Origin of the sequence: Pseudomonas sp. HLS-6, from assembly GCF_002753995.1 — a bacterium.
GTDB lineage: Bacteria > Pseudomonadota > Gammaproteobacteria > Pseudomonadales > Pseudomonadaceae > Aquipseudomonas > Aquipseudomonas defluvii.
In genome coordinates this window covers 988702-1013018 of sequence record NZ_CP024478.1, presented here as the reverse complement: position 1 = coordinate 1013018, position 24317 = coordinate 988702, and the positions used below count along the sequence as shown (strand labels likewise).

Annotated in this window: 28 protein-coding genes; 19 read left to right on the top strand and 9 right to left on the bottom strand. The window is 58.8% G+C overall.

The genetic code is table 11. From position 1 onward, the window contains the following. Window positions 1–194: 194 nt before the first annotated feature. The gene (locus CS390_RS04535; protein ID WP_099773599.1) at window positions 195–869 is read left to right on the top strand and encodes a cysteine hydrolase family protein; all 675 of its coding nucleotides are present in this window, start codon (window positions 195–197) and stop codon (window positions 867–869) included. Window positions 870–883: 14 nt separating this feature from the next. Further along, on the top strand, window positions 884–2245 hold the full coding sequence (locus CS390_RS04530) for a cytosine permease (protein ID WP_099773598.1): 1362 nt from the start codon (window positions 884–886) through the stop codon (window positions 2243–2245). Window positions 2246–2492: 247 nt separating this feature from the next. Here the strand turns inward: CS390_RS04530 and CS390_RS04525 are convergent, their stop codons facing one another. Beyond that, a complete protein-coding gene (locus tag CS390_RS04525) occupies window positions 2493–3374 on the bottom strand; it encodes a LysR family transcriptional regulator (protein WP_099773597.1) in 882 nt (293 codons plus the stop codon). 122 nt (window positions 3375–3496) lie between these two features. Between CS390_RS04525 and CS390_RS04520 the strand changes: the two genes are divergently transcribed. Both CS390_RS04520 and CS390_RS04515 read left to right on the top strand, forming a co-directional pair. Then, window positions 3497–3733 (top strand): hypothetical protein, encoded by a 237-nt coding sequence (locus CS390_RS04520; RefSeq protein ID WP_065758858.1) that lies wholly within the window; start codon window positions 3497–3499, stop codon window positions 3731–3733. A 15-nt stretch (window positions 3734–3748) separates the two neighbouring features. Further along, a complete protein-coding gene (locus CS390_RS04515) occupies window positions 3749–4711 on the top strand; it encodes a DMT family transporter (RefSeq protein WP_099773596.1) in 963 nt (320 codons plus the stop codon). A 198-nt stretch (window positions 4712–4909) separates the two neighbouring features. Here CS390_RS04515 and CS390_RS04505 read toward each other — a convergent pair whose 3' ends face one another. After that, entirely contained in the window at window positions 4910–5371 is a 462-nt protein-coding gene (locus CS390_RS04505) for a hypothetical protein (RefSeq protein WP_065758861.1), read from the bottom strand. A gap of 366 nt (window positions 5372–5737) precedes the next feature. On the opposite strand from CS390_RS04505, the gene CS390_RS04500 reads away from it, so the two are divergent. The 11 genes from CS390_RS04500 to CS390_RS04450 all read left to right on the top strand — a co-directional run bounded on the left by CS390_RS04500 (window position 5738) and on the right by CS390_RS04450 (window position 15921). Next, window positions 5738–6307 (top strand): DJ-1/PfpI family protein, encoded by a 570-nt coding sequence (locus CS390_RS04500; RefSeq protein ID WP_099773595.1) that lies wholly within the window; start codon window positions 5738–5740, stop codon window positions 6305–6307. Window positions 6308–6434: 127 nt separating this feature from the next. After that, window positions 6435–7865 carry an IS1182 family transposase gene (locus tag CS390_RS04495; protein WP_099773594.1) on the top strand — a complete coding sequence of 477 codons (1431 nt, stop codon included), beginning with the start codon at window positions 6435–6437 and terminating at the stop codon, window positions 7863–7865. Window positions 7866–8435: 570 nt separating this feature from the next. Beyond that, window positions 8436–8711, top strand: coding sequence for a DUF3077 domain-containing protein (locus CS390_RS04490; protein ID WP_099773593.1), 276 nt, complete (start codon window positions 8436–8438; stop codon window positions 8709–8711). Between the two features lie 138 nt (window positions 8712–8849). Next, a complete protein-coding gene (locus CS390_RS04485) occupies window positions 8850–9308 on the top strand; it encodes a GNAT family N-acetyltransferase (RefSeq protein ID WP_099773592.1) in 459 nt (152 codons plus the stop codon). Between the two features lie 107 nt (window positions 9309–9415). Continuing rightward, window positions 9416–10906, top strand: a complete 1491-nt coding sequence (locus CS390_RS04480) for a PLP-dependent aminotransferase family protein (RefSeq protein WP_099773591.1) — start codon at window positions 9416–9418, stop codon at window positions 10904–10906. Window positions 10907–11066: 160 nt separating this feature from the next. Beyond that, the gene (locus tag CS390_RS04475) at window positions 11067–12272 is read left to right on the top strand and encodes a benzoate/H(+) symporter BenE family transporter (protein WP_099773590.1); all 1206 of its coding nucleotides are present in this window, start codon (window positions 11067–11069) and stop codon (window positions 12270–12272) included. A gap of 232 nt (window positions 12273–12504) precedes the next feature. Then, complete coding sequence (gene cydP / locus CS390_RS04470; protein ID WP_065758868.1) at window positions 12505–12714, top strand: cytochrome oxidase putative small subunit CydP; 210 nt, start codon at window positions 12505–12507, stop codon at window positions 12712–12714. Then, complete coding sequence (locus CS390_RS04465) at window positions 12711–14285, top strand: cytochrome ubiquinol oxidase subunit I (RefSeq protein ID WP_099773589.1); 1575 nt, start codon at window positions 12711–12713, stop codon at window positions 14283–14285. Before cydP ends, CS390_RS04465 begins: the two co-directional genes overlap by 4 nt. 10 nt (window positions 14286–14295) lie before the next feature. After that, the gene (gene cydB / locus CS390_RS04460) at window positions 14296–15435 is read left to right on the top strand and encodes a cytochrome d ubiquinol oxidase subunit II (protein ID WP_099773588.1); all 1140 of its coding nucleotides are present in this window, start codon (window positions 14296–14298) and stop codon (window positions 15433–15435) included. 74 nt (window positions 15436–15509) lie between these two features. Continuing rightward, on the top strand, window positions 15510–15626 hold the full coding sequence (cydX, locus tag CS390_RS04455; RefSeq protein ID WP_065758871.1) for a cytochrome bd-I oxidase subunit CydX: 117 nt from the start codon (window positions 15510–15512) through the stop codon (window positions 15624–15626). Then, window positions 15616–15921 (top strand): cyd operon YbgE family protein, encoded by a 306-nt coding sequence (locus tag CS390_RS04450; RefSeq protein WP_065758872.1) that lies wholly within the window; start codon window positions 15616–15618, stop codon window positions 15919–15921. The genes cydX and CS390_RS04450 overlap by 11 nt, the downstream gene beginning before the upstream one ends. Here CS390_RS04450 and CS390_RS04445 read toward each other — a convergent pair. The 3 genes from CS390_RS04445 to CS390_RS04435 all read right to left on the bottom strand — a co-directional run bounded on the left by CS390_RS04445 (window position 15918) and on the right by CS390_RS04435 (window position 17279). Beyond that, the gene (locus CS390_RS04445; protein WP_065758873.1) at window positions 15918–16187 is read right to left on the bottom strand and encodes a metal-sensing transcriptional repressor; all 270 of its coding nucleotides are present in this window, start codon (window positions 16185–16187) and stop codon (window positions 15918–15920) included. The two genes, CS390_RS04450 and CS390_RS04445, sit on opposite strands and share 4 nt — an antisense overlap. Window positions 16188–16345: 158 nt before the next feature. Then, window positions 16346–16825, bottom strand: coding sequence for a sterol desaturase family protein (locus tag CS390_RS04440; protein ID WP_065758874.1), 480 nt, complete (start codon window positions 16823–16825; stop codon window positions 16346–16348). A 64-nt stretch (window positions 16826–16889) separates the two neighbouring features. Next, on the bottom strand, window positions 16890–17279 hold the full coding sequence (locus tag CS390_RS04435) for a hypothetical protein (protein ID WP_065758875.1): 390 nt from the start codon (window positions 17277–17279) through the stop codon (window positions 16890–16892). Window positions 17280–17456: 177 nt separating this feature from the next. On the opposite strand from CS390_RS04435, the gene CS390_RS04430 reads away from it, so the two are divergent. The 3 genes from CS390_RS04430 to CS390_RS04420 all read left to right on the top strand — a co-directional run bounded on the left by CS390_RS04430 (window position 17457) and on the right by CS390_RS04420 (window position 19060). After that, window positions 17457–18116, top strand: coding sequence for a M24 family metallopeptidase (locus CS390_RS04430; protein ID WP_099773587.1), 660 nt, complete (start codon window positions 17457–17459; stop codon window positions 18114–18116). A gap of 16 nt (window positions 18117–18132) precedes the next feature. Beyond that, window positions 18133–18399: a hypothetical protein gene (locus CS390_RS04425; protein ID WP_099773586.1), complete on the top strand. Its 267-nt coding sequence runs from the start codon at window positions 18133–18135 to the stop codon at window positions 18397–18399. A 124-nt stretch (window positions 18400–18523) separates the two neighbouring features. Beyond that, complete coding sequence (locus CS390_RS04420) at window positions 18524–19060, top strand: sn-glycerol-3-phosphate transporter (protein WP_371918238.1); 537 nt, start codon at window positions 18524–18526, stop codon at window positions 19058–19060. Window positions 19061–19075: 15 nt separating this feature from the next. Here CS390_RS04420 and CS390_RS04415 read toward each other — a convergent pair whose 3' ends face one another. The 4 genes from CS390_RS04415 to CS390_RS04395 all read right to left on the bottom strand — a co-directional run bounded on the left by CS390_RS04415 (window position 19076) and on the right by CS390_RS04395 (window position 23657). Further along, window positions 19076–21652 carry an EAL domain-containing protein gene (locus CS390_RS04415; RefSeq protein ID WP_099773585.1) on the bottom strand — a complete coding sequence of 859 codons (2577 nt, stop codon included), beginning with the start codon at window positions 21650–21652 and terminating at the stop codon, window positions 19076–19078. Window positions 21653–22042: 390 nt separating this feature from the next. Beyond that, a complete protein-coding gene (locus CS390_RS04405; RefSeq protein ID WP_065758880.1) occupies window positions 22043–22432 on the bottom strand; it encodes a lysozyme inhibitor LprI family protein in 390 nt (129 codons plus the stop codon). 179 nt (window positions 22433–22611) lie between these two features. Next, entirely contained in the window at window positions 22612–23181 is a 570-nt protein-coding gene (locus tag CS390_RS04400; RefSeq protein WP_157767114.1) for a hypothetical protein, read from the bottom strand. A 98-nt stretch (window positions 23182–23279) separates the two neighbouring features. Next, complete coding sequence (locus CS390_RS04395) at window positions 23280–23657, bottom strand: YkgJ family cysteine cluster protein (RefSeq protein ID WP_065758882.1); 378 nt, start codon at window positions 23655–23657, stop codon at window positions 23280–23282. Window positions 23658–23799: 142 nt separating this feature from the next. Here CS390_RS04395 and CS390_RS04390 point away from each other — a divergent pair, with 142 nt between their 5' ends. Then, the gene (locus CS390_RS04390; protein WP_099773583.1) at window positions 23800–24279 is read left to right on the top strand and encodes a GNAT family N-acetyltransferase; all 480 of its coding nucleotides are present in this window, start codon (window positions 23800–23802) and stop codon (window positions 24277–24279) included. Window positions 24280–24317: the final 38 nt, after the last annotated feature.

Sequence of the window (24317 nt, the reverse complement as noted above, 5' to 3'; positions counted from 1 at the left end):
AACGCCTACCGGCCTGCGTTGCGGCCAAACAGAATGGTTTCTGGCAGATAGTCTGATCGGTCTTCCCGACGAGAGTTCTTCTCGATCATTACCGTAGCGCCCGCCCTGCCGGTGTGCTGCGGCCCTTCATCCGATGGTTCCCTGGAAACGGCTTCAATCGCCCGTTCCTGGAGACCTGCACCCGGAAGACCTTGATGACCGACACAACCGCAGTGCTTGTTATCGACTTGCAGAAAGAAGATGGCTTTGCACTAGAACGATTTGACCACGTAGTCGCCAACGCGGCCTCGCTGATCGACGCCGCCCGTGGCTTGGGTATCCCGCTGTTCTACACCCGCCACGTCAACGATGCGCAAGGCCGGGACTTGGCCCCCGGAGAGCCCGTGGACGAGCACGGCAAGCCGACCAGTTACCTGGCAGGTACGCCTGCTATTGAGATCATCGACGCGTTGGCCCCACAGGCCGGCGATGTGGTGATCGACAAGCACCGCTACAGCGCCTTTCATGGCACCCGGCTGGCCCAGATGTTACACAGCCGGGGGATCCGCCACCTGGTGGTGTTTGGCGTGCTGACCGATGTGTGCGTGATGACCAGCCTGTTCGATGCCTACCAACATGACTTCCAGCTCAGCCTCGTTTCAGATGCCTGCACGGCAACGACGCTGGCAGCGCATTACTCATCGCTGCTGATCCTCTCCAACTGGATTTACGGGCTGGAAATCTATTCCACCGCGCATCTCCTTCGCCATTGGCAAAACCAACCGGCGTCTTCGGTGCGAACACTCGAACCTGATCACCTCGCCTTCCACCCCGAAGCGTTCGTCGAAGCGATCCACAGCTTCGAAAACCGCCTTGCCCGTGACTGCTGAACGCGGAGACTGCCATGAAAATAGAAAACAGAAGCATTGATTTCATTCCAGAACATGAGCGCTACGGCCAGCCCCGCTCACTGTTCTTTGTCTGGTTCGGCGCCAACGCCAACATCACCACCGTTGCTGCGGGTGTGCTGCCGATCAGCCTGGGGCTCAACCTGTTCTGGAGCGCACTGTCCATCCTGCTGGGCTCCATGATCGGCGCGATCTTCATGGCCTCGCATTCCGCCCAGGGGCCGAGGCTGGGCATACCGCAGATGATCCAGAGCCGAGCCCAGTTCGGCGTATTCGGCGCAATAGTGCCGCTACTGTTCGTCATGCTCATCTACCTGGGGTTCTTCGTCAGCAACACCTTGCTCGCCGCCCAGGCCGTCGCCACCACGAGCCCGCTCAGCAACGAGGGCAACATCGTCCTGCTCGGCGTACTGTGCTTTTTGGTCGCCCTGTTCGGCTACCAACTGATCCATCGCCTGCAGAAGGCCCTCTCGTTCATCTCCATCGGCGTGTTTGGTACGGCTACGCTGCTGGCGCTTGCGCTTCCGGTGGCGCCTGAGCAATGGTCACCACAGGGCTTCCACCTGGCAAGCTTCCTGGCCTCGGTCAGCATTGCAGTCACCTGGCAGTTGTCCTATGCGCCGTATGTGGCGGACTACTCCCGCTACTTGCCCACAAGCACCCCGACCCGGCACGTGTTCTGGTACAGCTACCTGGGCACTGTCATCGGCGGCAGCTGGATGATGCTGCTCGGTGCCGTACTGGCCAAGGCCATGGCCGGCTTTGCAGACAATGTGGGCTTGAACCTGGTGGGGCTGCTCGGCGGTGGAACGCTGCTGATGTTCGCGTTCATTCTGTACGGCCAGGTCGCCATCAACGTGTTCAACCTTTACGGCGCGTTCATGTCGACCGTCACGGTAATCGAACCGTTCGCCCCGCTGAAAGTCACGCCCCGCGCACGGGCCGGGTTCATGTTCATCATCTGCGCCGCCGCCACGGGCTTATGCACCCTGGCTCAAGATGACTTCATCCAGTTCTTCCTGAACTTCATCTTCTTCATGAGCTACTTCCTCATCCCCTGGACGGCCATCAACCTGGTGGACTACTACGCGCTGCGCAAAGGCGTTTACCAGATTGCCGACATCTTCGAGCCAAAGGGTATCTATGGCCGGGTGAACTGGATCGCCATCGGCGTGTTTCTGAGCACCATCCTGCTTGAAGTACCGTTCATGAACACCTCGCTTTACGCCGGGCCGATTGCTACCGCTTTGCAGGGCGTTGACCTGGCATGGGCCGTCGGCCTGGTGTTCCCGGCACTCAGTTACTACTGGCTGATGAACAAGCGTACGGCCCTGCAAAGCGTGACCGCGGAGGTGTAAGCGGAACGCGTGGGATGCAGGCTGGCCTGCGGGTGTCAACGCGCCCGCATCGTGGGCAAGCCAACCACAGGGGGCCACACAGAGTATGTGAGTTTTCCCTGTGGGAGCAGGCTTGCCTGCGATAGCGTCAGCGGGGTGTCAACCAGTCTGCGGCGCCTGCATCGTTGGCAAGCCAACTCCCACAGGGATCCATGCAAAACACTGCATGTTCTGTGGGAGATTCTATGGTTCTTGCGTGCCCATGAGGTCAAACCACTTGATTGCGAAAGATCTTCACAGACAAGGCAATGAAAGCCCGGGCTGCCGGCGACGATTGGCTCTTGTCCAACACGGCAATCCCAACATGTCGCCTGACTGCCGGGTCGAGCACTTTCGTGAGGTACTGCGAGGCATCACGTTCAGGCAAAGCGGATTCGGCTACTACCGTCACAGCATCGCCCCGCGCCACTGCAGCCAAGGTGCTCATTAGCTGAGAGGTTCTATAGCGGATTTTGGGGTTCAATCTCGCGGCCACAAAGAGTCGCGAAACCAACTCAGACGAACCGGCTTCTGTCAGTACGAACGGATCTGAACACAAGTCATTCAACGTCACCGCCTCCTTGGCCGCCAAACGGTGCCCACAAGGTAGCAAGGCAACCATTTGGTCCTCGATCAACGGGTAGGTATCGAACTGGGCCTCCGGCAGGGCAACGAACCCAACGTCCACTCGCCTATCCAATAGCCACTGAACGACCTGGCGGTCGGGCCCCTCGTCCACATGTACCTCGATACCAGGATAGATCCTGCGGTAGTCGGCAAGGATTCGCGGCAGCAATCGTTGTGATGACGTGGGGCCAAATGAACCGATGCGCAGGGTGCCCAGCTTCATGCTCCGCGCATCAGAGGCTTCTTGTCGAATTGCATCAGCCAGCCCGAGCATCGATTGAGCGCGCTGGAGCAACCTTGCCCCAATATCCGTCAATTCGACCTGGCCCTGGTGCCGAAAAAGCAACTCAACGCCCAGCTCCTGCTCAAGCGCCCTGATGGCATGAGACACCGCTGACTGGGAGATCCTCAGTTGGGCAGCCGCCAGCGTGAACCCACGTCGCCCGGCGACGACGATAAAAATTTCGAGCTGAGTCAGCGTCATCGCACAACCATGAGTAATCACTCATTTCCATATGAGCCCAATTCAGCATAAGGATAGAACACTGAAGCATAACGAGATAGGCCTAGGCGCCTTTTGACATCGCAGTAATCAAGGAGATTTTTATGGGCGCTCAATGGAAAACTGAAGGCGTATCGGCGCTATGGCCAGAGATCAATGGACCACTCTTGGCTTCGTATGGAATGGCTGGCCAATACGCACTCAGGAATGAAATTAAAGAACCATCCAAACAAACACTATCGGTGTTTGAGGCCATTACCGGCAACTACGTTAACGAGGTCAACCCGAGACTTCAGGCTCTAGATAACTCATACACATTCAAGTCCACCTCCATACTCTGACGTCAGGCTTACATCATGCGCCTTCAATCAAAAGCAAGAACACCTGCGTCCGACAGCCTCACGTACCTCAAGCTATCCTTGGTGGCGATCATTTGGGGCGGAACGTTTGTTGCGGGTCGCTACATTTCTTCCGACACCCCACCAATGCTGTCGGCAAGCCTGAGGTTCATGCTTGCTGGCGCTACGCTTACCTTATTCCTGATTTTCTCCAGAACAATGTTTATCAAGATCAACCGATCTCAACTGGTGAAAATACTTGGCCTTGGATTCTGCGGCATATACACCTACAACCTTTTCTTCTTTTATGGGCTCCATTACACCACCGCATCCCGGGCCTCACTGATCGTCGCCCTCAACCCAGCAGTAATGGCCTTTTTTTCCTTCCTCTTTTACCGGGAAAAACTCACGATTACGAAGACCTCCGGAATAGGCCTCTGCCTTATGGGTGCGGCAGCGGTGATTTTCAGTAAATCACCAAACACCTTTCTTGCGGAGAACAGCGACTGGCGCGGTGATGCCTTAATTTTCGGGTGCGTATTGAGCTGGGTGGTCTATAGCGTGTTCTGCAAAACCATAGTCAACGAAATTGGCTCCTTACATACAGTGACCTACTCCATCTGGGCTGGCGCAGCGATGCTGACGGCGACAGCCACCGCTACAGGGCAATTCAATTTTGCTTCAGTGAGTGCGCTATCCACAGGCGACTTTTTTAGCCTGCTGTACCTGGGTGCAATAGGTTCCGCATTGGCCTACATCTGGTACTACCAGGGCATCCAGACAATCGGCGCCACACGCTCCGGGGTGTTCATTGCTCTTAACCCGCTAACCGCCGTTCTGCTGGGCGCACTGTTGCTCGGTGAGCAACTGACGAGTCCGATGTTGATAGGAGGCGCCCTGATCATCACAGGCATCCTGATCTGCAATCGGGCAACCCCAAGCGATCAACGCCTGAATGAAGGTATCTACCGCGAAAATTGACTTAATCCCCTCCAGGACGACGAAGACGCGCGTCGAGCAAAAGCGGGCGGCCAGAGGTGACCTTTTGCGCCTGGGCCACCTGATCCCGGTGCTCGACGTCGTACAGCTCGTGTGCTTGGGCACTGCCAGCGATTCTTGACGAACGTTTCTGATCAGTGAGAAGTGGCCAGTGCGCACAGAGGGCTGCAAACCCCGCCATCATTCGGCCTGAATAAGGCCTTTGGTCCCGGCATCACTATCCGTCCAGTAATCCTCATCCTTCAGCCGCCGATCCCCCTGAATCATGAATAGGATCGTGCCAGCCCGAAATTGCAGCCCGCCATCGGTGCGTTTGGCTTTGACCGGTTTGCCGTTCACCCAAACATGCTCTTTTTCATCGATACGAATGGTGGCAACCGTCGCACCTGAAGCACTTTTAGCAACCCACTGCCCGGCATATGGGGTCTGGCTTTTGGTGCTGTCTGCTGCCGGTGCTGCGGGCTCACCAAACCCCGCCTTGGCATTTTCGGCCTTGCTCTTGGTGATATCGCACCCCTGAAGCTCGCTCATCTGGGTGCAACCCGACTGCTCCAACTGCTTACGGTACTTTTCGCTGATGGCATAAGCCGGTGATTGCGCAAGTACCGTAATGGCCAGCGCTGCAAAGACTGCCTTGTTCATGGAGCCACCTCATCTGATCAACGGGTTTCCGAGTGTGTACCTGCTGAGTTGCCCCAACTGCGCGTCGCACCAACACGAAAGAACGAAGTCGTGGCGATACACACAAGCGCAGGTAAATCACAGCGCCCCTCGCCAAGGCTAGCGAGCCTGATAGCGACTCGCCAATCAAACGGGGATTTACCATTGCCGGTTTGTAGCAAGGGCTCGCTCATGCGGCGCATTGAATTGCCCCACAGCTGCCTTTCACGGTGGGCATCTGTCAGCCAATAGCTGCCTATCGTGAAGGACAGCAACCGACCCATAGCTGCCCTTGATGTATGTGTGTTGTCGCCATATGTTATTGGCATTCATGGAGGATTCTGACTGATGGCACGTGTGGGATTGATACTGACACCCGGTTTTGCGGACTGGGAATACGCTTTCATTGCTGGAACTGCGTCTCCGTTTTACGGGATCGATGTCAGGTTTTTCGCTTCTGCTACGGGGCAGTTTCGCTCGCAGGGTGGATTGGCGGTAACGGTCGAGAGCAGTTTGCAACAATGTCTGGACTGGAAACCGGACGTTGTAGTCGTGATTGGAGGAATGGTCTGGGAACGTGCAGAAGCACCTGATATTCGGGAGTTTCTTCATGCTAGTCGTGCAAGTGGAGCGACAATTGCCGGTATCTGTGGGGGAACGCTGGCACTTGCCAGGGCCAGCCTTCTCGACACCGTTCCTCATACATCGAACAGCGCCGACTTCCTGCAACAGAATGCCATGGGTTATGAGGGGGGCACGCTTTATCGAAGCAGCCCAGTAGCTGTGGTTGCAGACCGCATCATAACTGCTCCAGGCCCTGCACCCGTTAGCTTCACCTGCGCAGTGTTCGAAGCCGCTGGGCTATCTTCCGAGACCACTTCTCAATTCAGAACAATGTTGGCAGCGGAACATCGGTGACTGCGTCGCCCTACAAAACAGCCGGTCAGGTGATGTGTTCGAGTGGCCGCTCATGGCCCAGAGTGTGTAAAAACGCCCGGACATACCCTTGCTATGATTTCTGAGAACTTCATCGCAAGGGAAGCCCATGAAACGGTTTATCCAGGGTGAGCACCGAGGGCAAAGCACCTTACTTCCCGAGAGCCTCGACGACTACGTCAGCGATACCAACCCGGTACGGGTGGTTGATGTCTTCGTCGATGAACTCAACTTGGCCACGCTGGGTTTTGATGGCGTCATTCCAGCCGAAACCGGCAGACCGGCATACCACCCTGCGATCCTCCTGAAGATCTATATCTACGGCTATCTGAACCGCATCCAATCGAGCCGACGCCTTGAGCGAGAAGCTCAGCGCAATGTCGAGCTGATGTGGTTAACCGGGCGCTTGATGCCCGACTTCAAAACCATCGCCAACTTCCGAAAAGACAACAGCAAAGCTATTCGCGGCGCGTGCCGCCAGTTCGTTGTGCTGTGCCAGCAGTTGGGGCTGTTTAGCGAAAACCTGGTGGCCATCGACGGGAGCAAATTCAAGGCAGTGAACAACCGCGACCGCAATTTCACCAGCGCCAAACTAAAGCGGCGAATGGAGGAAATCGAGTCGAGCATCAACCGTTACCTGACCTCCCTTGATGCAGCTGATCGGCAATTGCCAAGCGCCGCTGAGCCAGATGCTACGCGCCTGGAAGAGAAAATCGCCAAGCTCAAAGCTCAGATGAAAGCGCTTCAGGTGATCGAATCTCAACTCAACGACTCTCCAGACAAACAGATTTCACTGACCGACCCCGATGCCCGCTCGATGATGACGCGTGGCAATGGCATTGTCGGCTACAACGTACAGACGGCGGTCGATACCCAGCACCATTTGATCGTTGCTCACGAGGTCACGAACGTTGGCTCTGACCGCGACCAACTCAGCTCGATGGCGAAGCAGGCTCGGGAAGCCATTGGTTCAGAAACGCTGTCGGTAGTGGCTGATCGGGGCTACTTCAAAAGCGAGGAAATCCTGGCCTGCCATAATGCAAAAATTACCGCTTATTTACCCAAGCCGATGACTTCAGGAGCTAAAGCGGACGGGCGTTTCAACAAAGATGCCTTCGTTTTTAACGCAGCCAAAAATGAATACGTTTGCCCAGCTGGTGAGGCATTGATTTGGCGTTTCTCTAGCGTCGAGAAAGGCCTGAACATGCACTGCTACTGGAGTTCGAACTGCCAGAGCTGCGCCCTGAAAACTCAGTGCACGCCGAGCAAGCAGCGACGAGTGCGGCGTTGGGAGCATGAAGCAGTGCTAGATGAAATGCAGATCCGGCTGAACCACGCGCCGGACATGATGCGAATCCGAAAACGCACTGTTGAGCATCCCTTCGGGACGCTCAAGCAATGGATGGGATCCACGCATTTTCTTACACGTAGGCTGGTCGGCGTCAGCGCGGAGATGAGCCTCAATGTGCTCGCCTACAACATGAAGCGAGTCATGAAAATCATCGGTACGGAAAGCTTGCTGAAGGCGCTGGCGGCATAAAAGCCCCGGCTTTTGCTGCTCTAGGTGGCGCTAAAGCGCTTCATAAGCGCCCTGGGGCGTTACCGGTGCTGATCGTGGCAAATGCCTGGGCAATCGACTCGCCCAACTGCGCTGGGCTGAGGTATCCAAGATACAAAAGTGTTTTTACACACTCTGGGCCGAAAGCAGTCCGCCACGAAGGGCTTCTAGCCCAAATAGAACATCAAAAAAATCTACTACCGACAGCAGAAACAGGCCCACCCATACCCCGCAAATCGAATCGCTACTCACTCCATCCCCCCGACTCACCAAGCCTCTCACTTGTCCCTTCTACAACACCACGCTACCCTGCCCCCAGTCACTGCACATCAGTGATCCGGGCTTGGCGGCCCGAGGAAAATAGGCGCAACCCTTCGTTTGGTTGCGGGCGCTTTTGCGTGCCCGTGAAACCGCGTTATGACGGGTTGTGCAGGGACTTCTTCGGAAGTGCTGGGTTTCCTATTTCCCGGTCCGCCAACCTTGTGCAACCCGTCACCCTTACCTGCTTGGCGGCAGGCGGTGATGGCTTCTAGGAAATAGGAGTTCCATTTCATGCCCAACCTCAAAAACCTGAAAACCACCGGCACCACCACCTTCGGCCGTTACGGCCAGGATGACCACCTCTTCCGCGTCAGTCCTGATATCCCCATTTCCCTCGCCCTTGAATACGCCTCGAACCTGCTTAAGTGCGCCAACACGCTGGCGCTGGATATCGCCATGGGCGAGGGTTCTGCGCAGGCGGCGTGGTCGGCGTGGTATTTGGGGGAGATGGCCAAGGCGCTGACGGATGATGTAAGCCTGGCGCTGGCGGAGCATGGGGTGGATTGAGGCGGGCTTCGGGCAGGCGTTGCCCACAGGTGGTAATTGGCCTGCCCGGGCGCTGTAAAGTGGTCGGTTTGGTAGCCGTTGAAGGCTCTACCCTGCACGTCTTCCCGGTTCAACCTTGATGTGTAGCAGGTGAGTGCAATGGCTAATGAGCAAACCGCAGTAACGGTACGTGCAGTGCAAAGCAGCGACTATGATCAGTGGTTGCCGCTGTGGCTGGCCTATCAGGATTTCTATGAGGTGGCGTTGAGCGAGGAAACCACGCGCATGGCCTTCCAGCGCATGCTCGACCCGAACGAGCCGGTGTATTCGGCCGTTGCGGTGCAGGGTGATGAGCTGGTCGGTTTTGTGAATGCGGTGTTGCACCGTTCAACCTGGTCGGTGGATAACTTCTGCTACCTCGAAGACTTGTACGTAGCCCCGACGATTCGGGGTGGCGGTACCGGTAAGTTGTTGATCGAGTGGGTGCAACGATTTGCCCGGCAACAGCAGTGTGCGCGGTTGTATTGGCACACCCACAACACCAACAAGCGGGCACAGAAGCTGTACAACTGGGTGGCTGAGAACTCCGGCTTTATTGAGTACCGCATGGCGCTGTAACGCTCAGGGCCAACACGGCACGGTGGTGTTCGTCATGGACATCGCCGTGCGCTCGCACCAAGATGGCCGGCTTATCAAGGAATAGCGTTGCGCGGTTGACGGACCACATGCCCCACAATTTCGAGCTGGATACGCTCAAGATCCGCATTGCCGACCCGAAGTTGGCGCCCCTGGAGCTGCGTGTACGCGTGCAGCGTGCGCTGCGCCAGTTGATTCTGGACGGTGTGCTGGCACCCGGTTCGCGCTTGCCGGCCACGCGCACGCTTGCACAGTCGTTGAGTGTCTCGCGTGACACGGTCGAGATGGCCTACGTTCAGTTGCAGCTGGACGGCTATATCGTTCGCCGTGAAGGCTCTGGCAGTTTTGTCTCCGAGAAGATCGGGCCCAGTTTGCGTGGCACCCGCACGCGCAAGGCGAACCTTGCCGGGTTGCCGCCCCGTGCGGATGGCGCTGTGGCGCTCAGTGCGCGGGGTGCAGACATCCTGGCCAGTGGCGGCGTCGCCGATCAGCAGGAGGTCAGGGCGTTCGCGACCGGGCTGCCGGAAACCCGTACCTTCCCGATGAACATCTGGGAGCGCCTGCAGCGCCAGGCCTTGAAGGACTATCGCCCCAGCGCCCTATTACATGGCGACCCGCAAGGGGCCGAGCCGCTGCGCCAGGCCATCGCCGGTTACTTGAACCTGGAGCGCGGGGCCAAGGTGACGGCAGACCAGGTGCTGGTGTTGAGCAGCACCCGGCAAGCGCTGTTCTTGTGTGCACAGGTGTTGGTCGATGCTGGTAAACCCATCCTCATGGAAGACCCCGGTTACTTCGGCGCACGCAAGGCCTTTGAGTTGGCGCAGTTGAAGATTGTGCCGGTGCCGGTGGATGAGAAAGGCTTGCGCACTGACAGGCTGTACGCCGACACCAGCGGCGCCAGCACCCTGTATGTGACGCCATCGCACCAGTACCCCACCGGCGCCACGCTGGCGCTGGAGCGGCGCCTGGAACTGACCGCCTGGGCGGCCGAGCGCCAGGGCTGGATCATCGAGGACGATTACGACAGCCAGTTTCATTACGAGGGCTTGCCGACGGCCTGCGTGCAGGGTGTGGATAAGTACAATCGGACGATCTACCTGGGCACGTTCAGCAAGTCGCTGTTCCCCGGTTTGCGCATGGGCTACATGGTGCTGCCGCAAGAACTGGTGAAACCCATGAGCTACGCCCGCAGCATTCTCGATGGCCACACCCCGCAACTGGCGCAGTTGACCTTGGCGCGCTTTATCGAGGACGGGCACTTTGGCGCGCACATCCGCGCCATGCGCAAGATCTATGCGGTACGCCGTGAGGCGATGGCCGATGCGGTGGAGCGCCACCTCTCGCCTATCGTTACGGCGCGCCTGCCACCGGGCGGCTTGAACATGCCATGTGTGCTGGCCGAGGGCTGGTCGGAGCCGGAGACCATCCGGCAAGCGGCCAGGGCCGGTATTTTGTTGCCCGGGCTGAGCCGGCTGTACGCCACGCCGCCAGCGGTCGGCGGCTGGTTGCTGGGGTTTGCCGCGCTGACCCCGCATGAAATCGAGACGGCGATACAACGGTTGGTCAAGGCCATCACCTAGCCGTTTAACGCCCTGCTGCTGGCCCGATGTGGTCTGGTTGCCGTGGGCTAACTGGACTGATCGGGCCCACCAGCCAGGCGCTACGCTCCTCCCCTCACTCGGCGGGGAATGCGGCACGTGCTTCCCTGCTGTTGTCAGCCCATCAGGAAGGAACCCCCGCGTGATTCGATCAACAACCGGCCTGCGCGCAAGCGACCTTGTATCCCCCAGCATTGCGGCACTGATTTCAGTCATCGTGAACTATGGCGGCACGTTCGTGCTGGTGTTTCAGGCGGCGCAACTGGCCCAACTCAGCCCGGCGCAAACGGCGTCCTGGGTGTGGTCGGTGAGTATCGGCGTCGGCGTGACCGGCGCCTGGCTGAGCTACCGCTACCGTGAGCCGATCATTACCGCCTGGTCTACACCGGGTGTGGCCTTTCTGGCGACGGTGATGCCGTTCACGCCGTATGGCGAGGTAGTCGGTGCCTACATGCTGTCGGCAATCGGCTTTATCGTGCTGGGCCTGTCCGGTGCGTTTGAGCGACTGGTGCGCTGGATTCCGAGTGGTATTGCCGCAGGCCTGCTTGCAGGCATTCTGCTGCAGTTTGGCGTGAACGCGTTTGGTGGCGCCAGCGCCGACCCGCTGTTGGTGATTGTGCTGGTGCTGGCCTATGCGGTGCTGCGCCGCTTCACCTCGCGCTTTGCCGTGGTCGGCATTCTGCTGATCGGCCTGGCCCTGCTCTTGGCCCAGGACAGAATCGACGTGCAGCAACTGCAGTTGAGCCTGGCCGCACCGGTGTTTGAAGTGCCGCAGTTCTCGCTGGGTTCGCTGCTGGGTGTGGCGCTGCCGCTGTTTGTCATCACCCTGACCGGGCAGTACATGCCGGGCATGCTGGTGTTGCGCAATGACGGTTTCAAGACCAGCGCCAACCCGATCCTCACCGTCACCGGCCTGGGTTCGTTGCTGATGGCCCCGTTCGGCGCGCACGCGTTCAATGTGGCGGCGATTACCGCAGCCATCTGCACGGGCAAGGATGCCCACGAGGACCCGTCCAAGCGCTACATCGCCGGGCTGGTGTGTGGCGCGCTGTATGTGATGGTCGGTATTTTCGGCGTCACCCTGGCAACGCTGTTCATGGTGTTGCCGCGCACCTTCGTCACCACCCTGGCGGGCTTGGCCTTGCTGGGCGCAATTGGCGGCAGCCTGGCCAATGCCATGGTGGATGCCCGAACCCGCGAGACCGCCCTCATTACCTTTTTGGCCACCGCAGCCAATGTCACCTTGCTGGGTGTCGGTGGGGCGTTCTGGGGGCTGGTCGCGGGCCTGGTGGTTCATCTGCTGATCCATGGCGGGCGCAAACCGCTGGCAGGCTTACGCGCGCAGTAGTGGCCGAGCAATCCGTGTTTTTTTGCCCTGTTTGGGCACTACTTGGCGTGGCCTTGACTTGCGTCAATGGTCGCGCCTTACATACCCCCGCGGGTATAACGTAGCATTGCGCCATGAGTGTTCTGAGCCCCGGAACACTCGCCAAACTCCTCAGCAGACATTGCTGGATGGCGCCAGGTTTACCCCTCGAACGTCGTCGCAATGCCCGCCTGATCGACCTCGGAGTCACAGCGTGCCCAACGATGCCCCCAAGTCCCCATGGCGAATCCCGCTGGTGCGGGAAATTGGCATCATCCTCGTGGTCAAGCTGGTCATCCTCTTCAGCATAAAAGCCATCTGGTTCAGTGAACCAACGGTGCCGGTCAACGGCAGTGCGCGCTTCGACGCCCACCTATTCGGCACGCCACCCCCTTCGCAACTCACCGAGGAGAAACCGAGATGATCTCGGAATCCGTAGTCGATCTGTCGCGCCTGCAATTTGCAGTCACCGCGATGTACCACTTTTTGTTTGTGCCCTTGACCCTGGGGCTGGCGTTTCTGCTAGCCATCATGGAGTCGGTCTATGTCATGACCGGCAAGCAGGTGTACAAGGACATGGTCAAGTTCTGGGGCAAGCTGTTCGGGATCAACTTTGCTCTGGGGGTAACCACCGGGCTGACGATGGAATTCCAGTTCGGCACCAACTGGGCTTACTACAGCCACTATGTGGGGGACATCTTTGGTGCGCCGCTGGCCATTGAAGGGATGATGGCGTTCTTCCTCGAGTCGACCTTCATCGGCCTGTTCTTCTTTGGCTGGGACCGCCTGAGCCGTGTGCAGCATTTGGCCGTGACCTGGCTGGTAGCGATTGGCTCGAACATGTCGGCGCTGTGGATTCTGATCGCCAACGGCTGGATGCAGAACCCGGTGGGTGCCGAGTTCAACTTTGAAACCATGCGCATGGAGCTGACCAATTTCGGCGCGCTGCTGTTCAACCCGGTCGCGCAGGTGAAGTTCGTTCACACCGTCTCTGCCGGTTATGTGACAGGCGCCGTGTTCGTGCTGGCGATCTCCAGCTACTACCTGCTGAAGAAACGTGACCTGGCGTTTGCCCGTCGCTCGTTTGCGATTGCCGCAGTGTTCGGCCTGGCCTCGACCATTTCGGTGATCCTGCTGGGTGATGAATCCGGCTACGAGATCGGTGATGTACAAACGACCAAGCTGGCCGCGATTGAAGCCGAATGGGAAACCGAACCGGCGCCTGCTGCGTTCACCCTGTTTGGCTTGCCGAACCAGGAACAGCAGCGTACCGACTATGCGGTGAAGATCCCGTACGTGATGGGCATCATCGCAACGCGTTCGGTGGACAAGCAGGTCACTGGCATCAAGGACCTGATCGCTCACCACGAGGTGCGCATTCGTAACGGCATGATCGCCTATGGCCTGCTGGAGAAGCTGCGTCATGGCGACAAGAGCGAGGCCAATATCGCCGCGTTCAATGAGGTGAAAAAAGACCTCGGCTACGGCCTGCTGCTGAAGAAGTACACCCCGAGCGTGGTCGACGCCAGCGAAGCGCATATCAAGCAAGCCTCGCTAGACACCATTCCGAATGTCTTCACCATGTTCTGGAGCTTCCGCGCCATGGTGGCCTCCGGTTTCCTGATGCTGGTGCTGTTCGTGCTGGCCGCCTGGGCCTCGATCAAGCGTAATGCCGAGAACAAGCCATGGCTGCTCAAGTTTGCCGTGTGCAGCCTGCCACTGCCGTGGATTGCCGCCCAGACCGGTTGGGTGGTCGCCGAGCACGGTCGTCAGCCGTGGTCGATTGCCGAAGTGCTGCCGGTTCACCTCTCGACCTCGTCGCTGTCTGCGGGCGATGTGATGGGCTCGTTGCTGGCACTGATCGCCTTCTACAGCCTGCTGCTGGTGATCGAGATGTACCTGATGATCAAGTTTGCCCGCCTTGGCCCATCCAGCCTGCACACCGGGCGCTATCACTTCGAGCGTGACGCTGTCGCGCACACCGTCAAGGCTTGAGGAGCAGATCATGTTTGATTACGAAACACTGAAGCTGGTGTGGTGGGTGTTGATCGGCGTGCTGCTGATCGGCTTCGCCTTGACCGATGGCTTTGACATGGGGGCCATGGCGCTCATGCCGTTCGTGGGTAAAACCGACAATGAGCGGCGGGTGGCGATCAACACCATTGCCCCGCACTGGGATGGCAATCAGGTGTGGTTCATCACCGCCGGTGGCGCGCTGTTCGCGGCGTGGCCGATGGTCTATGCGGTGGCGTTTTCCGGGCTGTACTGGGCCATGCTGCTGGTGCTGTTTGCCCTGTTCTGCCGGCCGGTAGGCTTTGACTACCGCAGCAAGCTGGAAAACCAGAAGTGGCGCAACGCCTGGGACTGGGCCCTGTTCACCGGTGGCGCCGTACCGGCCCTGCTGTTTGGCGTGGCCTTCGGCAACCTGTTTCTGGGCCTGCCGTTCCGCCTCGACGAGTTGATGCGCTCCAGCTACGAAGGCTCGTTCTTCGGTTTGCTGCACCCGTTCGCCCTGCTCGCTGGCGTGGTCAGTTTGAGCATGCTGAGTATGCACGGCGGGGCTTGGCTGATGCTGCGTACCGATGCCGATCTGCATGCACGGTCCCGCGTGGCCACCCGCTTGTGCGCCCTGGTGTACCTGACGGCCTTTGCCGGTGCGGGCGCCTGGCTGGTAGCCTCGATTCCTGGGTTGACCCTGGCCGATGGGCTCAACACCGGTGGTGCGATCAACCCGCTGAGCAAACAGGTGGCGGTGGGTAACGCCGGCTGGCTGGCCAACTACAGCCACTACCCGCTGACGATCATCGCCCCGGTGCTGGGCTTTGCCGGCGCGTTGCTGGCCCTGCTCGGTGCCCAACTGAACCGCGCGGGCGTGGCCTTCCTCGGCAGTAGCCTGACGATTGTCGGCACCATCTGCACCGCCGGCTTTGCGCTGTTCCCGTTCGTGTTTCCATCGAGCCTCGATGCCGCCTCCAGCCTGACGGTATGGGACGCGGTCTCCAGCCAGAAGACCCTGGGCATCATGTTCATCGTGGCGTGCATTTTCGTGCCGCTGATCCTGGGTTACACACTGTGGTGCTACACCCGCATGTGGGGACGCCTGACCAACAAGACCATCGAAGCCAACCCTCACGGGCTGTATTGATCCGAGCCTGTTCGGCGCAGGTCTGCCTTGCGCCGAACAGCACACCCGCCGCCCAACGCGGCAAGGAGAACATCATGTGGTACTTCACCTGGATACTCGGCGTACTGTTGGCCTGCAGCTTCGGCATCATCAACGCCCTGTGGCTGGAAACCCACCAGAACCTTGATGAAGAGGTGACGGGTGACCAGTAAGCCCCGTCCGTGGCTACAGCGCGGTTACAGCCGCGCTGTGTCGCTGCTGCTGGCGACACCGTTGACGTTGATTTTCCTGATCCACCCGGCGGTGATGCTGGACGCCGATGGCCACTACAGTCATCGGCTGATCATGCTGAGCATGCTGGGTATCTCCAGCGGCTTCATTCATGGGGTGGGTTTTGACCCGCAAAGCCGGCTGTGGCGCAGCGTCTTCCATCCCCTGCTGGGATGGCTGCTGATGGGGCTGGGCTATGCCATCCTCTGGCAAGCCCGTGTTCAAGCCGTGGCTTAGGTGTACTTGGTAAAGATGGCGCGAACCTGGGCGAGTTTTTCCTGATTGCTCTGTTCAGGGCTGAGGATCGCGTCTTCCACCAGGCACACCAACATTTCCTGATAGGCCTTGTCGAGGGCCTTGCGTGCCGCACTGAACTGCTGGGCAACCGCTTCACACTCATCACCGCGCGTGATCATTGCCTGGATGCCGCGAACCTGCCCCTCGACGCGGGCCAGCCGCTTGAGGATGGCATCCCTGCTCTTTGATTCTTGTTGTTTTATCATGTCTGAACTCTGTAATACGCCATAAGGTCGATACGCTGCTCTCCCTGAGCAACCCTTCAGGTTTTCTCCCGTGAATAACGCTGTTCGTAGTGGGTCGCATTTTCGGCCCGCCACTTTGCATGGCCGACAGTAACGTATCCAGCAAACGAAACCTGGTCTCAGGTCAACGCTTTGCCATTCAGGTGTCGCTCGCGCAGTTGCTGTTTCAGCCGCCGCACTGGCGGGGCATAGAGAAACCCAAACGACACGCTGTTTTTCCGGCCTTTTATCGCGTGGTGCATCAGGTGGGCGCGGTACAGCCGCTTCAGGTATGGATGGCGCGGCCTGGGTCGCACCGGCCAGTGGCGGTGCACGATGCCGTCATGGATGACGATATAGATCACACCAAACGCGGCTACGCCGGCACCGATCCACTGCAGCGGGTCATGGCCGGCGTTGCCCTCTGCGATCAGGCCGACGGCCACCAGTGCGAGGGCCAGCAGGTAAACGTCGTTGGTTTCCAGGGCGCCCAGGTGTTTTTCATGGTGGGACCGGTGCAAAAACCAGCCCCAGCCATGCATGACGTACTTGTGCGCCAGGTAGCCGACACCTTCCATGGCCGTCAGGGTACAAAGGAATATCGCGAGGTGGGCAATCATAGGAAACAGGTGGCTCGGTAAACGTCGGCGTCAGGGTATGTGAACACTGGCCGACGGTCTAGGCTCACGGCTTGGAAAGCATTTCCCGATGCTTGCGCAGTTGCTCGATCATCTGCTCCATGTGTGCAATGGCCTTGTCGACTTTTTCCACGGAGTCGAGGTTCATCATGGGGCCTTGGTTCATCATCGAACCCTGGTTCATCCCCCCCATCATTTTGCCACCGCCCATGCAGCCGCCCATTTCGTACATGCCGTTACCCATGGCCTGCTGGTGAGCCTTCATCATTGCCTGACGCTCTTCAGGGGTTTTGCTGGCCATCCAGCGTTCGTGCATTGTGCGCATTTCGGTCATGTGCTGCTGCCACTGCTGGTCTGCGTCAGGCGGCGTTTGCGCGCCGACACCACAACTGACCAGTAACAACGCCAAACCAACAACGGGGAGTGATCTGCTCATGTTCAAACACCTTAACGGGTGGAGGTCGTTGTTTCACTCTAGGCCAACGTGCCCACTTGCGCTTGACTTACATCAGGCAGATAGACACTTCGAGCACCTGGCCAAAAAAGCCGTCGCACCCAGCGCTATATAGATATTAATATAGCGAAACACCCTTATCAGGAAAGGAAGCCCTGCATGAACGCACAAGCCAAGGAAGCCGTGGGCGAGGTCTACGACATCGAGGCCATGAAGTACGCGCAAGCCATGACTTGGCGTGCGATCGACACGCTGTCGGCATTGATCCGTCCCGGCATGCGCGAATCCGAGGCTATTGCACTGGGCAAACAGGTGCTCGCCGAGCTGGAGATGCAACGCATCTGGCATCCGCTGTTGGTGCGCTTTGGCAGCAACACCCTGAAGATGTTCAAGGAGCGCTCCGAGGGTGACCCGGTGCTGGGTGAAGACGATATTTTCTTCATCGACATGGGTGCGGTGTGGCGCGGGCACGAGGGCGACGCCGGGGCAACCTTCACCACCGGTACGGATGCGCAAATGGCGGCCTGCGCCGCTGCCGCCAAAACGCTGTTCGACACGGTGCAACAGCGTTGGGCCAATGAGCGCGTCGCGGGGCAGGAACTCTATCGCTACGCCGAGGAGCAAGCCGAGGCCATGGGCTGGCGCTTGAACCTGAACATCAAGGGCCACCGTGTCAGCGATTTCCCGCATGCGATCTATCGGGGAGGCGACCTGGGGGATTTCGAGCGCTGCCCGAATGCCGGCCTGTGGATCCTTGAAATCCAGATTGCCCACCCCGAAAAGCCTTATGGGGCATTTTACGAAGACCTGCTGGCCTGACACCCAGAACACAGGTATGAACGAGAGAACCTACCCTTATAAAGCCTGGCTGCTGACACGCAGCTTTCAGCCCCTGGAGATAGAGTTGGTCGCCAGGGGCTACATTGGCAGTGCGTACGATTGCACCGAAGCCGGTCGCAACTACCACATCAAGGACTTGTACCCCTCGAAAGAGGCCGTCATCGCTTACGGTGAAAGACGCTTGGCGGAGCTGGCCGAAGAACTGGCAAAACAGAACCTCAACCTGGAAAAACGGCGCTGTGAACTGCTACGGCACAAGTGATCGCCAAACGCACTGAAGTGGCGTAATCAAGCGGTCGCGCTAGAGTGAAATGCGACGCTCTCTGCTCGGCGATCAACAACTGCGCTGCCTTGTCCCAGACAGGCTTCATGCGCAAGGAACCGCGATGATTCCAGCTACCGCCTCCCTCCTCAGGCCGGCCTTGCCTTGCCCTCGCCGCCTGAAACCCGCCTCTCGTCATGCCAGACGGCTGGGTGTACCGCTGCTGATGCTGGCCGTGTGCGGCACCAGCATGGCGGCAGAAAAGAAAGACTTCTGGTACCTGCAGACCAGTGCCTATACCAAACACTGGAGCTACGACCCCGAACACAACAACAACCAGGAGCTGATCGGCCTGGAACGCAATTATGCGGATTCGACCCTCTGGGGAATCACGACATTTCGTAACTCGTTCTATCAACGCTCGTATTACGGCTACGTGGGAAAAACCTGGGAAAACGACACCTGGCCAGTGTACGCCAAGCTCACCGGTGGGTTGATCTACGGCTACAAGGATGACTATCAGGACAAGATCCCGCTGAACCACCTGGGGATCGCCCCGGCAATCGTCCCTTCAGTTGGTGCGCATTTGGGCCCGGTGGGCGCGGAAGTGGTACTGCTCGGCACGGCGGCGATGATGATCAACGTCGGCTACCGCTTCTGAGCACAACAGGTCGCATCACAGGCCCCCGGCGCTGCTCCCCAACCATTCCGCCAACTGTTCGGGAGGCAACGGGCGGGTGAACAGGTAGCCCTGCCCCACTTCGCAACCTTGAATCTGAAGCAGCGCACGTTGCGCTTCGTTCTCCACACCTTCGGCTACCACGGTGAGGTTCAGACTCTCGCCAATGCGAATCACTGCGCGGGTCAGGGCCTGTGCGGCCGTGTCGTGCTCCATGTCATGGACGAAGCTCTTGTCCAGTTTGAGGGTGCTCAACGGAATGCGCCGCAAGTAGCTCAAGCTGGAATAACCGGTGCCGAAATCGTCCATCGCCAACTCAATGCCCAGCGCATGCAATTCGTGCAGGTTGAGCATGATGCTCGGGTTGGGATCGAGCATGACGCTTTCGGTAATTTCTAGGGTCAGGTCATGGGGCTGCAGTGCGTATTGCTTGAGCGTGTCGATGATCTGCCGTGGCAGGTCGCGGTTATGGAAGTTGGTCGCTGACAGGTTCACCGATACCCCCGGCACCGCCAAACCCTCGCTGCGCCATTGGGCCAGTTGCCGACAGCTTTGCGTGAGCGCCCAATCGCTTAGCGCGCCAATCAAGCCGGACTCTTCAGCCAGTGGAATAAAGCGGGTCGGCGACACATGGCCAAAGACCGGGTCATGCCAGCGTGCCAGCGCCTCAACACCCAACAGGGCGCCCGTCTTCAGGTTCACCAATGGCTGGTAGTGCAGTTGCAGGCGCTGCCCCTGCAAGGCATTGCGCAGCGCGATTTCGAGGGTGAGGCGTTCTTGAGCAAGCTGGTTCATGTCGTTGCTGAAGAAACTGAAGCGGCCACGCCCACGGGTTTTCGCCTGGTACATCGCAAGGTCGGCACAATGCAGCAGGGTTTCCATATCCTGACCGTCATCCGGGTACTGGCTGATGCCAATGCTGGCGGACGGCATCAGGGTGATACCACCGATGTCACAGGGCATGGAAATCAATGCCTGCAGGCGCTCTACGGTGTCGACAGCCTGGGCGGCGGTACAGGGGTTGAGGACGATGACGAACTCATCGCCCGACCAGCGCCCGATGATCTCGCTGTTGTAGGCGTCGCTGCGCAAGCGCTCGGCGATCAGGCACAGCAGGTCATCGCCCGCCGGGTGACCGAAGGAATCATTGACCTGCTTGAAGCGATCAAGGTCGATGAACAGGACCGCCAGCGACTGTTGGTTACGCTCGGCGCTGGCAATCGCCTGGTCGGCATTGGCCAGCAGCAGATTTCGGTTGGGCAACCCGGTGAGGCTGTCGTAGAACGCCAACTGACGTATCTTCAGGCGCGCGCTATCACGCTCCAGGGCCAAGGCGCACAGGTGGGTACAGATCTGCACCAGCCGCTTGTGAAACTCACTGGGGTCGCGCACTTCCCGATAATAGAAGGCGAAGGTACCAATCACCTGGCCTGCGCTGGTTTTGATCGGTGTCGACCAGCAGGCGCGCAATCCCAGAGGCAGTGGCAGGTGTTTATAGGGAGCCCAGAGCGGGTCGTTTTCAATATCACGCACGTGTACCGGCGAACCGATAAAGGCAGCCGTGCCACAGGAGCCGACATCGGGGCCAATCACCACACCGTCCAGCGCGCGTGCGAAACTCTGCGGCAGGCTTGGGCTGGCCAGCGGGCGCAGCATGCAGTGTTCATCGACACGCAGAATCGAGGCAACCACCTCGGGCGCAATGCGCTCGACTTCGTTGCAGATCAGCGTCATCACTTCGGCCAGCGGTGCCTCACCCGCCATCGACTCCAGCGCCTTGCGCTGCAGCACTTCATGGATCTTGGCATCGGTGAGGTCGTTGACCACGCAGACGACGTGACTGAACGCACCCTGCCCATCAACAATAGGGTTGACCCGCAAGGCGCACAGCAGGGGCTGTTTATGCTTGCTGTAAAGCAGTTCTTCACTGCTGTAGGAGTTCCCGGTGTCCAGGTGTTCAAGCACCTCGCTCAAGGGCGTGATCTGGGCCTGCAGGCTGTTGAACAGTTGCATGAGCGGCTTGCCGAGCAACTCCTGCGGCGTGTAGCCAAACAGCCTGTGCACCGCGTCATTCGCAAACAGCACACAGCCCTTGTGATCCGCCAGCACCAGCGCATTGTGCGAATGCTCGGCAAACAGCGAGATCAGCCGTGTACGCTCGTGTTCAAGGTGCTCCTGCTCGACACGGGCAGTGACATCGGCCGCGAACTGGACCACTTTGGCCACTCGCCCATCAGCCGCGAAGACCGCTTTATAGGTTGCGGCCAACCACAGCTGGCGACCATCAGCACTCGTGTACGGGTACTGGCCGCTGATGGCCTGCCCGTTCCTGAGGCTGCCCCATAGCCGATCACACGCCGAGACATCGCTCAGGCTGCTGGCGTATAGCATTCGATGGTGAAGGCCGCAGAGTTGCGCAGGTGAATAGCCGAAGAGTTTCAGGTAGAGGCCGTTGGCAGACAGCAGGGTGCCGTCGGGTGAAAACTCGGCAATCGCCAACGAGTCATCAAGGATGCTCAGCAGCGCCTTATGTTCCAACGTCGGGGGCAAGGGTTCGCTCGACAACAGGGACATGGCTGACCTTCTTTCCATAGAGCAACTAAACACTTGACCCGGCCGCTACCCATGGGGATAACCGTGGCGTACAGAATTCTAACAAACTCAAAAACACCATCATATTGCCATCATCCTTTTGCCCCTTATCAAAGTCAATAAGTAGCAACGCCAAGCAGCCGTTCAAGCGCTGCATGGGCCACGCTGCACGGGCACGGCACACCGTGAACTTCACCCTGATAAAAGCCATTAAACGATTCATCAAAGATGGTATGTGCTGTTTCAAACAGGCATAACTACTGCGTTGCCGGAGTATGTTCCAAGGCCTGCAACTATACCCCGGAACATATATGACTGTTTGCAGATCAGTTGATGCATGCAACACCGCTCATCTGCCAGGGTTAAGCACCATTATGGCCCAAGCAACGTGGCCAACTCATCTGCCCGCTCCTTGGTCATGCGCAGGGTACACGCTGCACCATTGAGTATGTCCATGGTGCCGCCGGTAAGGGTGTAGTACATACCGCAGTTGGCATCACGGTATTTGATCCATGCACGCTGAGCATCACGCAATTTGCCTTGCTGGGCAGGTTCCAGGCCGGCCATGGCGGTTTTATAGCCTTGGTTCAAGCGAGCGTCCTGACGCTTGATCTCGGCGCCGCTGCATTCATTCATGGTGGAGGTGACACCGCCGGAGGCATCCATGCACTGGCTGTACGCCGCCGAGTAGCCGTCTTTCGCCAGCACCGCTTGCGTCGTTGTACACAGCAATAGCGCGGCGCAAAGGGTCGTTTTTTTCATGTTCTAGGTCCTTGGGAACGTCAGCAGATCGACAGAAAGACGCAGCATGCAGGCCGGACAGCGCCAAGACAATGGGAAGCATTGCCCCCTTGGGTGGCCTATTTGCAGGCGCAACGGGCTGATGGCGCGATACGCCTGACTACACAGCCGTGCCTGATCGTGGTCGGTAGAGTGGTGGTTCAGTGGGGCACCTCAGCCAGCCGTTGAGGCGCCATGCTGTCCTCGGCAGATACCGTCTGGCGCTCGACCTTTACCTGATGCAGCGGCCCAAGGTTGCCACTGGCCCAGAACACTGTGGCACTCAGTGCGATCAGAAGCAGCCAGTCGAGCAGGCGCCAACGGGGTATTTCGACACCCTTTCGTCGCTGCCAACAATGCCAGCCCTGCCCTGCGGCAAACACTGTAAACGCGGCGAGCCAGAGGTAGTAGCCCCAACCAAACCCGGCCACACGGGCAAAATCATAGCTATGGTTGTCCGGCACCCGGCTTATCCACAGGCAGGAAAGCGCCAGCCCCCAGGCCGCCAGGGCTATGACTAACGCCAACCACGGCCAGCGCCGTCGACACAACAAGGCCAGGCCGAGCAACGGGTTGGCGAACCAGCCATAGAGCTCGAAAATCACGCCCCACCAGCCGGCAATCAGCAAATGCATCGCCGAAAACGCGCTGCCCGTATTCAGCTCAAGTGCATCAAAAAACAGGCTGCAAAGGAACAGCATCACGCTGATCGAGAGGTAACTTGGGCGCACTGTCATATCCATTTGACCGTTTCAAAAGTGCGCCACCCTAAGCGATCACGCCGCTCGACGCTTGTATTTTCGCCCTGTTACGCACAAAACCAGACAGCTCAGGCGGCAGAGGCGCCGTCGTCGTCCGGCCAACTCGGCTCGTTGGCTTCCAGCGGTGGCAACCCATGGGCCGCCCGCGCCTTATCGCAGGACGGATTGGGCTGGCCATTGACCCAGGCCGCATCAAACTCACGGCAAGGCGTTGAGCGTTGCTCATACAGCGAGCAACTGACCGCCTTGCCCACTTCACCCTCAAGGCCGATGCAACGGCTGGGCTTACACCCTGTGCCCAGCATGGCAACGCGGCTAGGGCTGATCTGCTCGACCAGTTCGTCGGGCACCAGCCCGCCAGCCGAGCTGCATTCACCCCAGAAAAAAGACACACGGAAATACGCGCAGCAGGCACCGCAATTCAAACAAGGATTGTTTTCGGACATGATGGGGAACAGGGGGGAGGAATATCGTTATAGGGAGAAACCCGAGCAATATTCTATGCTTCGCCCAGTATTTGAACAGTGGGCGCAAAAATTAAATTCGCGTTCCCGACAGACTGCTACTGCCCGGCCAAGGAGGCCTTTGATGCCGTTGACTCACCGCCCTGTTGTCGCTGCTGATCTCGCACTGCTCTGCACCTTCCCACAAGGCCCGGAAGAGCTCTACTTCATGTTCCCGAAAGCCTCGTTTCCGTTGACCGAGGCACAGTTGCAAGCCTCCATTGATCAGCGCGCCAACTCAACGGTGGTCGAGCTGAATGGGCGGGTTGTCGGCTTCGCCAACTTCTATGAATGGGAGCGAGGTGGGCGCTGTTCGATTGGCAATGTGATTGTCGACCCGGCAGCCCGGGGCCAAGGTGTAGCCCGTTACCTGATCAAGCAAATGATCGCGATGGCACGGGAGCACTACCAGGCCAAGGAGGTGGAATTGTCCTGCTTCAACCAGAACACCGCCGGCCTGTTGTTGTACCCACAGTTGGGCTTTGTGCCCTACGGGATCGAAGAGCGCAGCAATCAGCGCGGTGAGCGGGTGGCGTTGGTGCAGATGCGCCTGCAGAGGGCTTGAGTATCACAGGCAAGCCTGCCCCAACCGTTGTGGGTGCA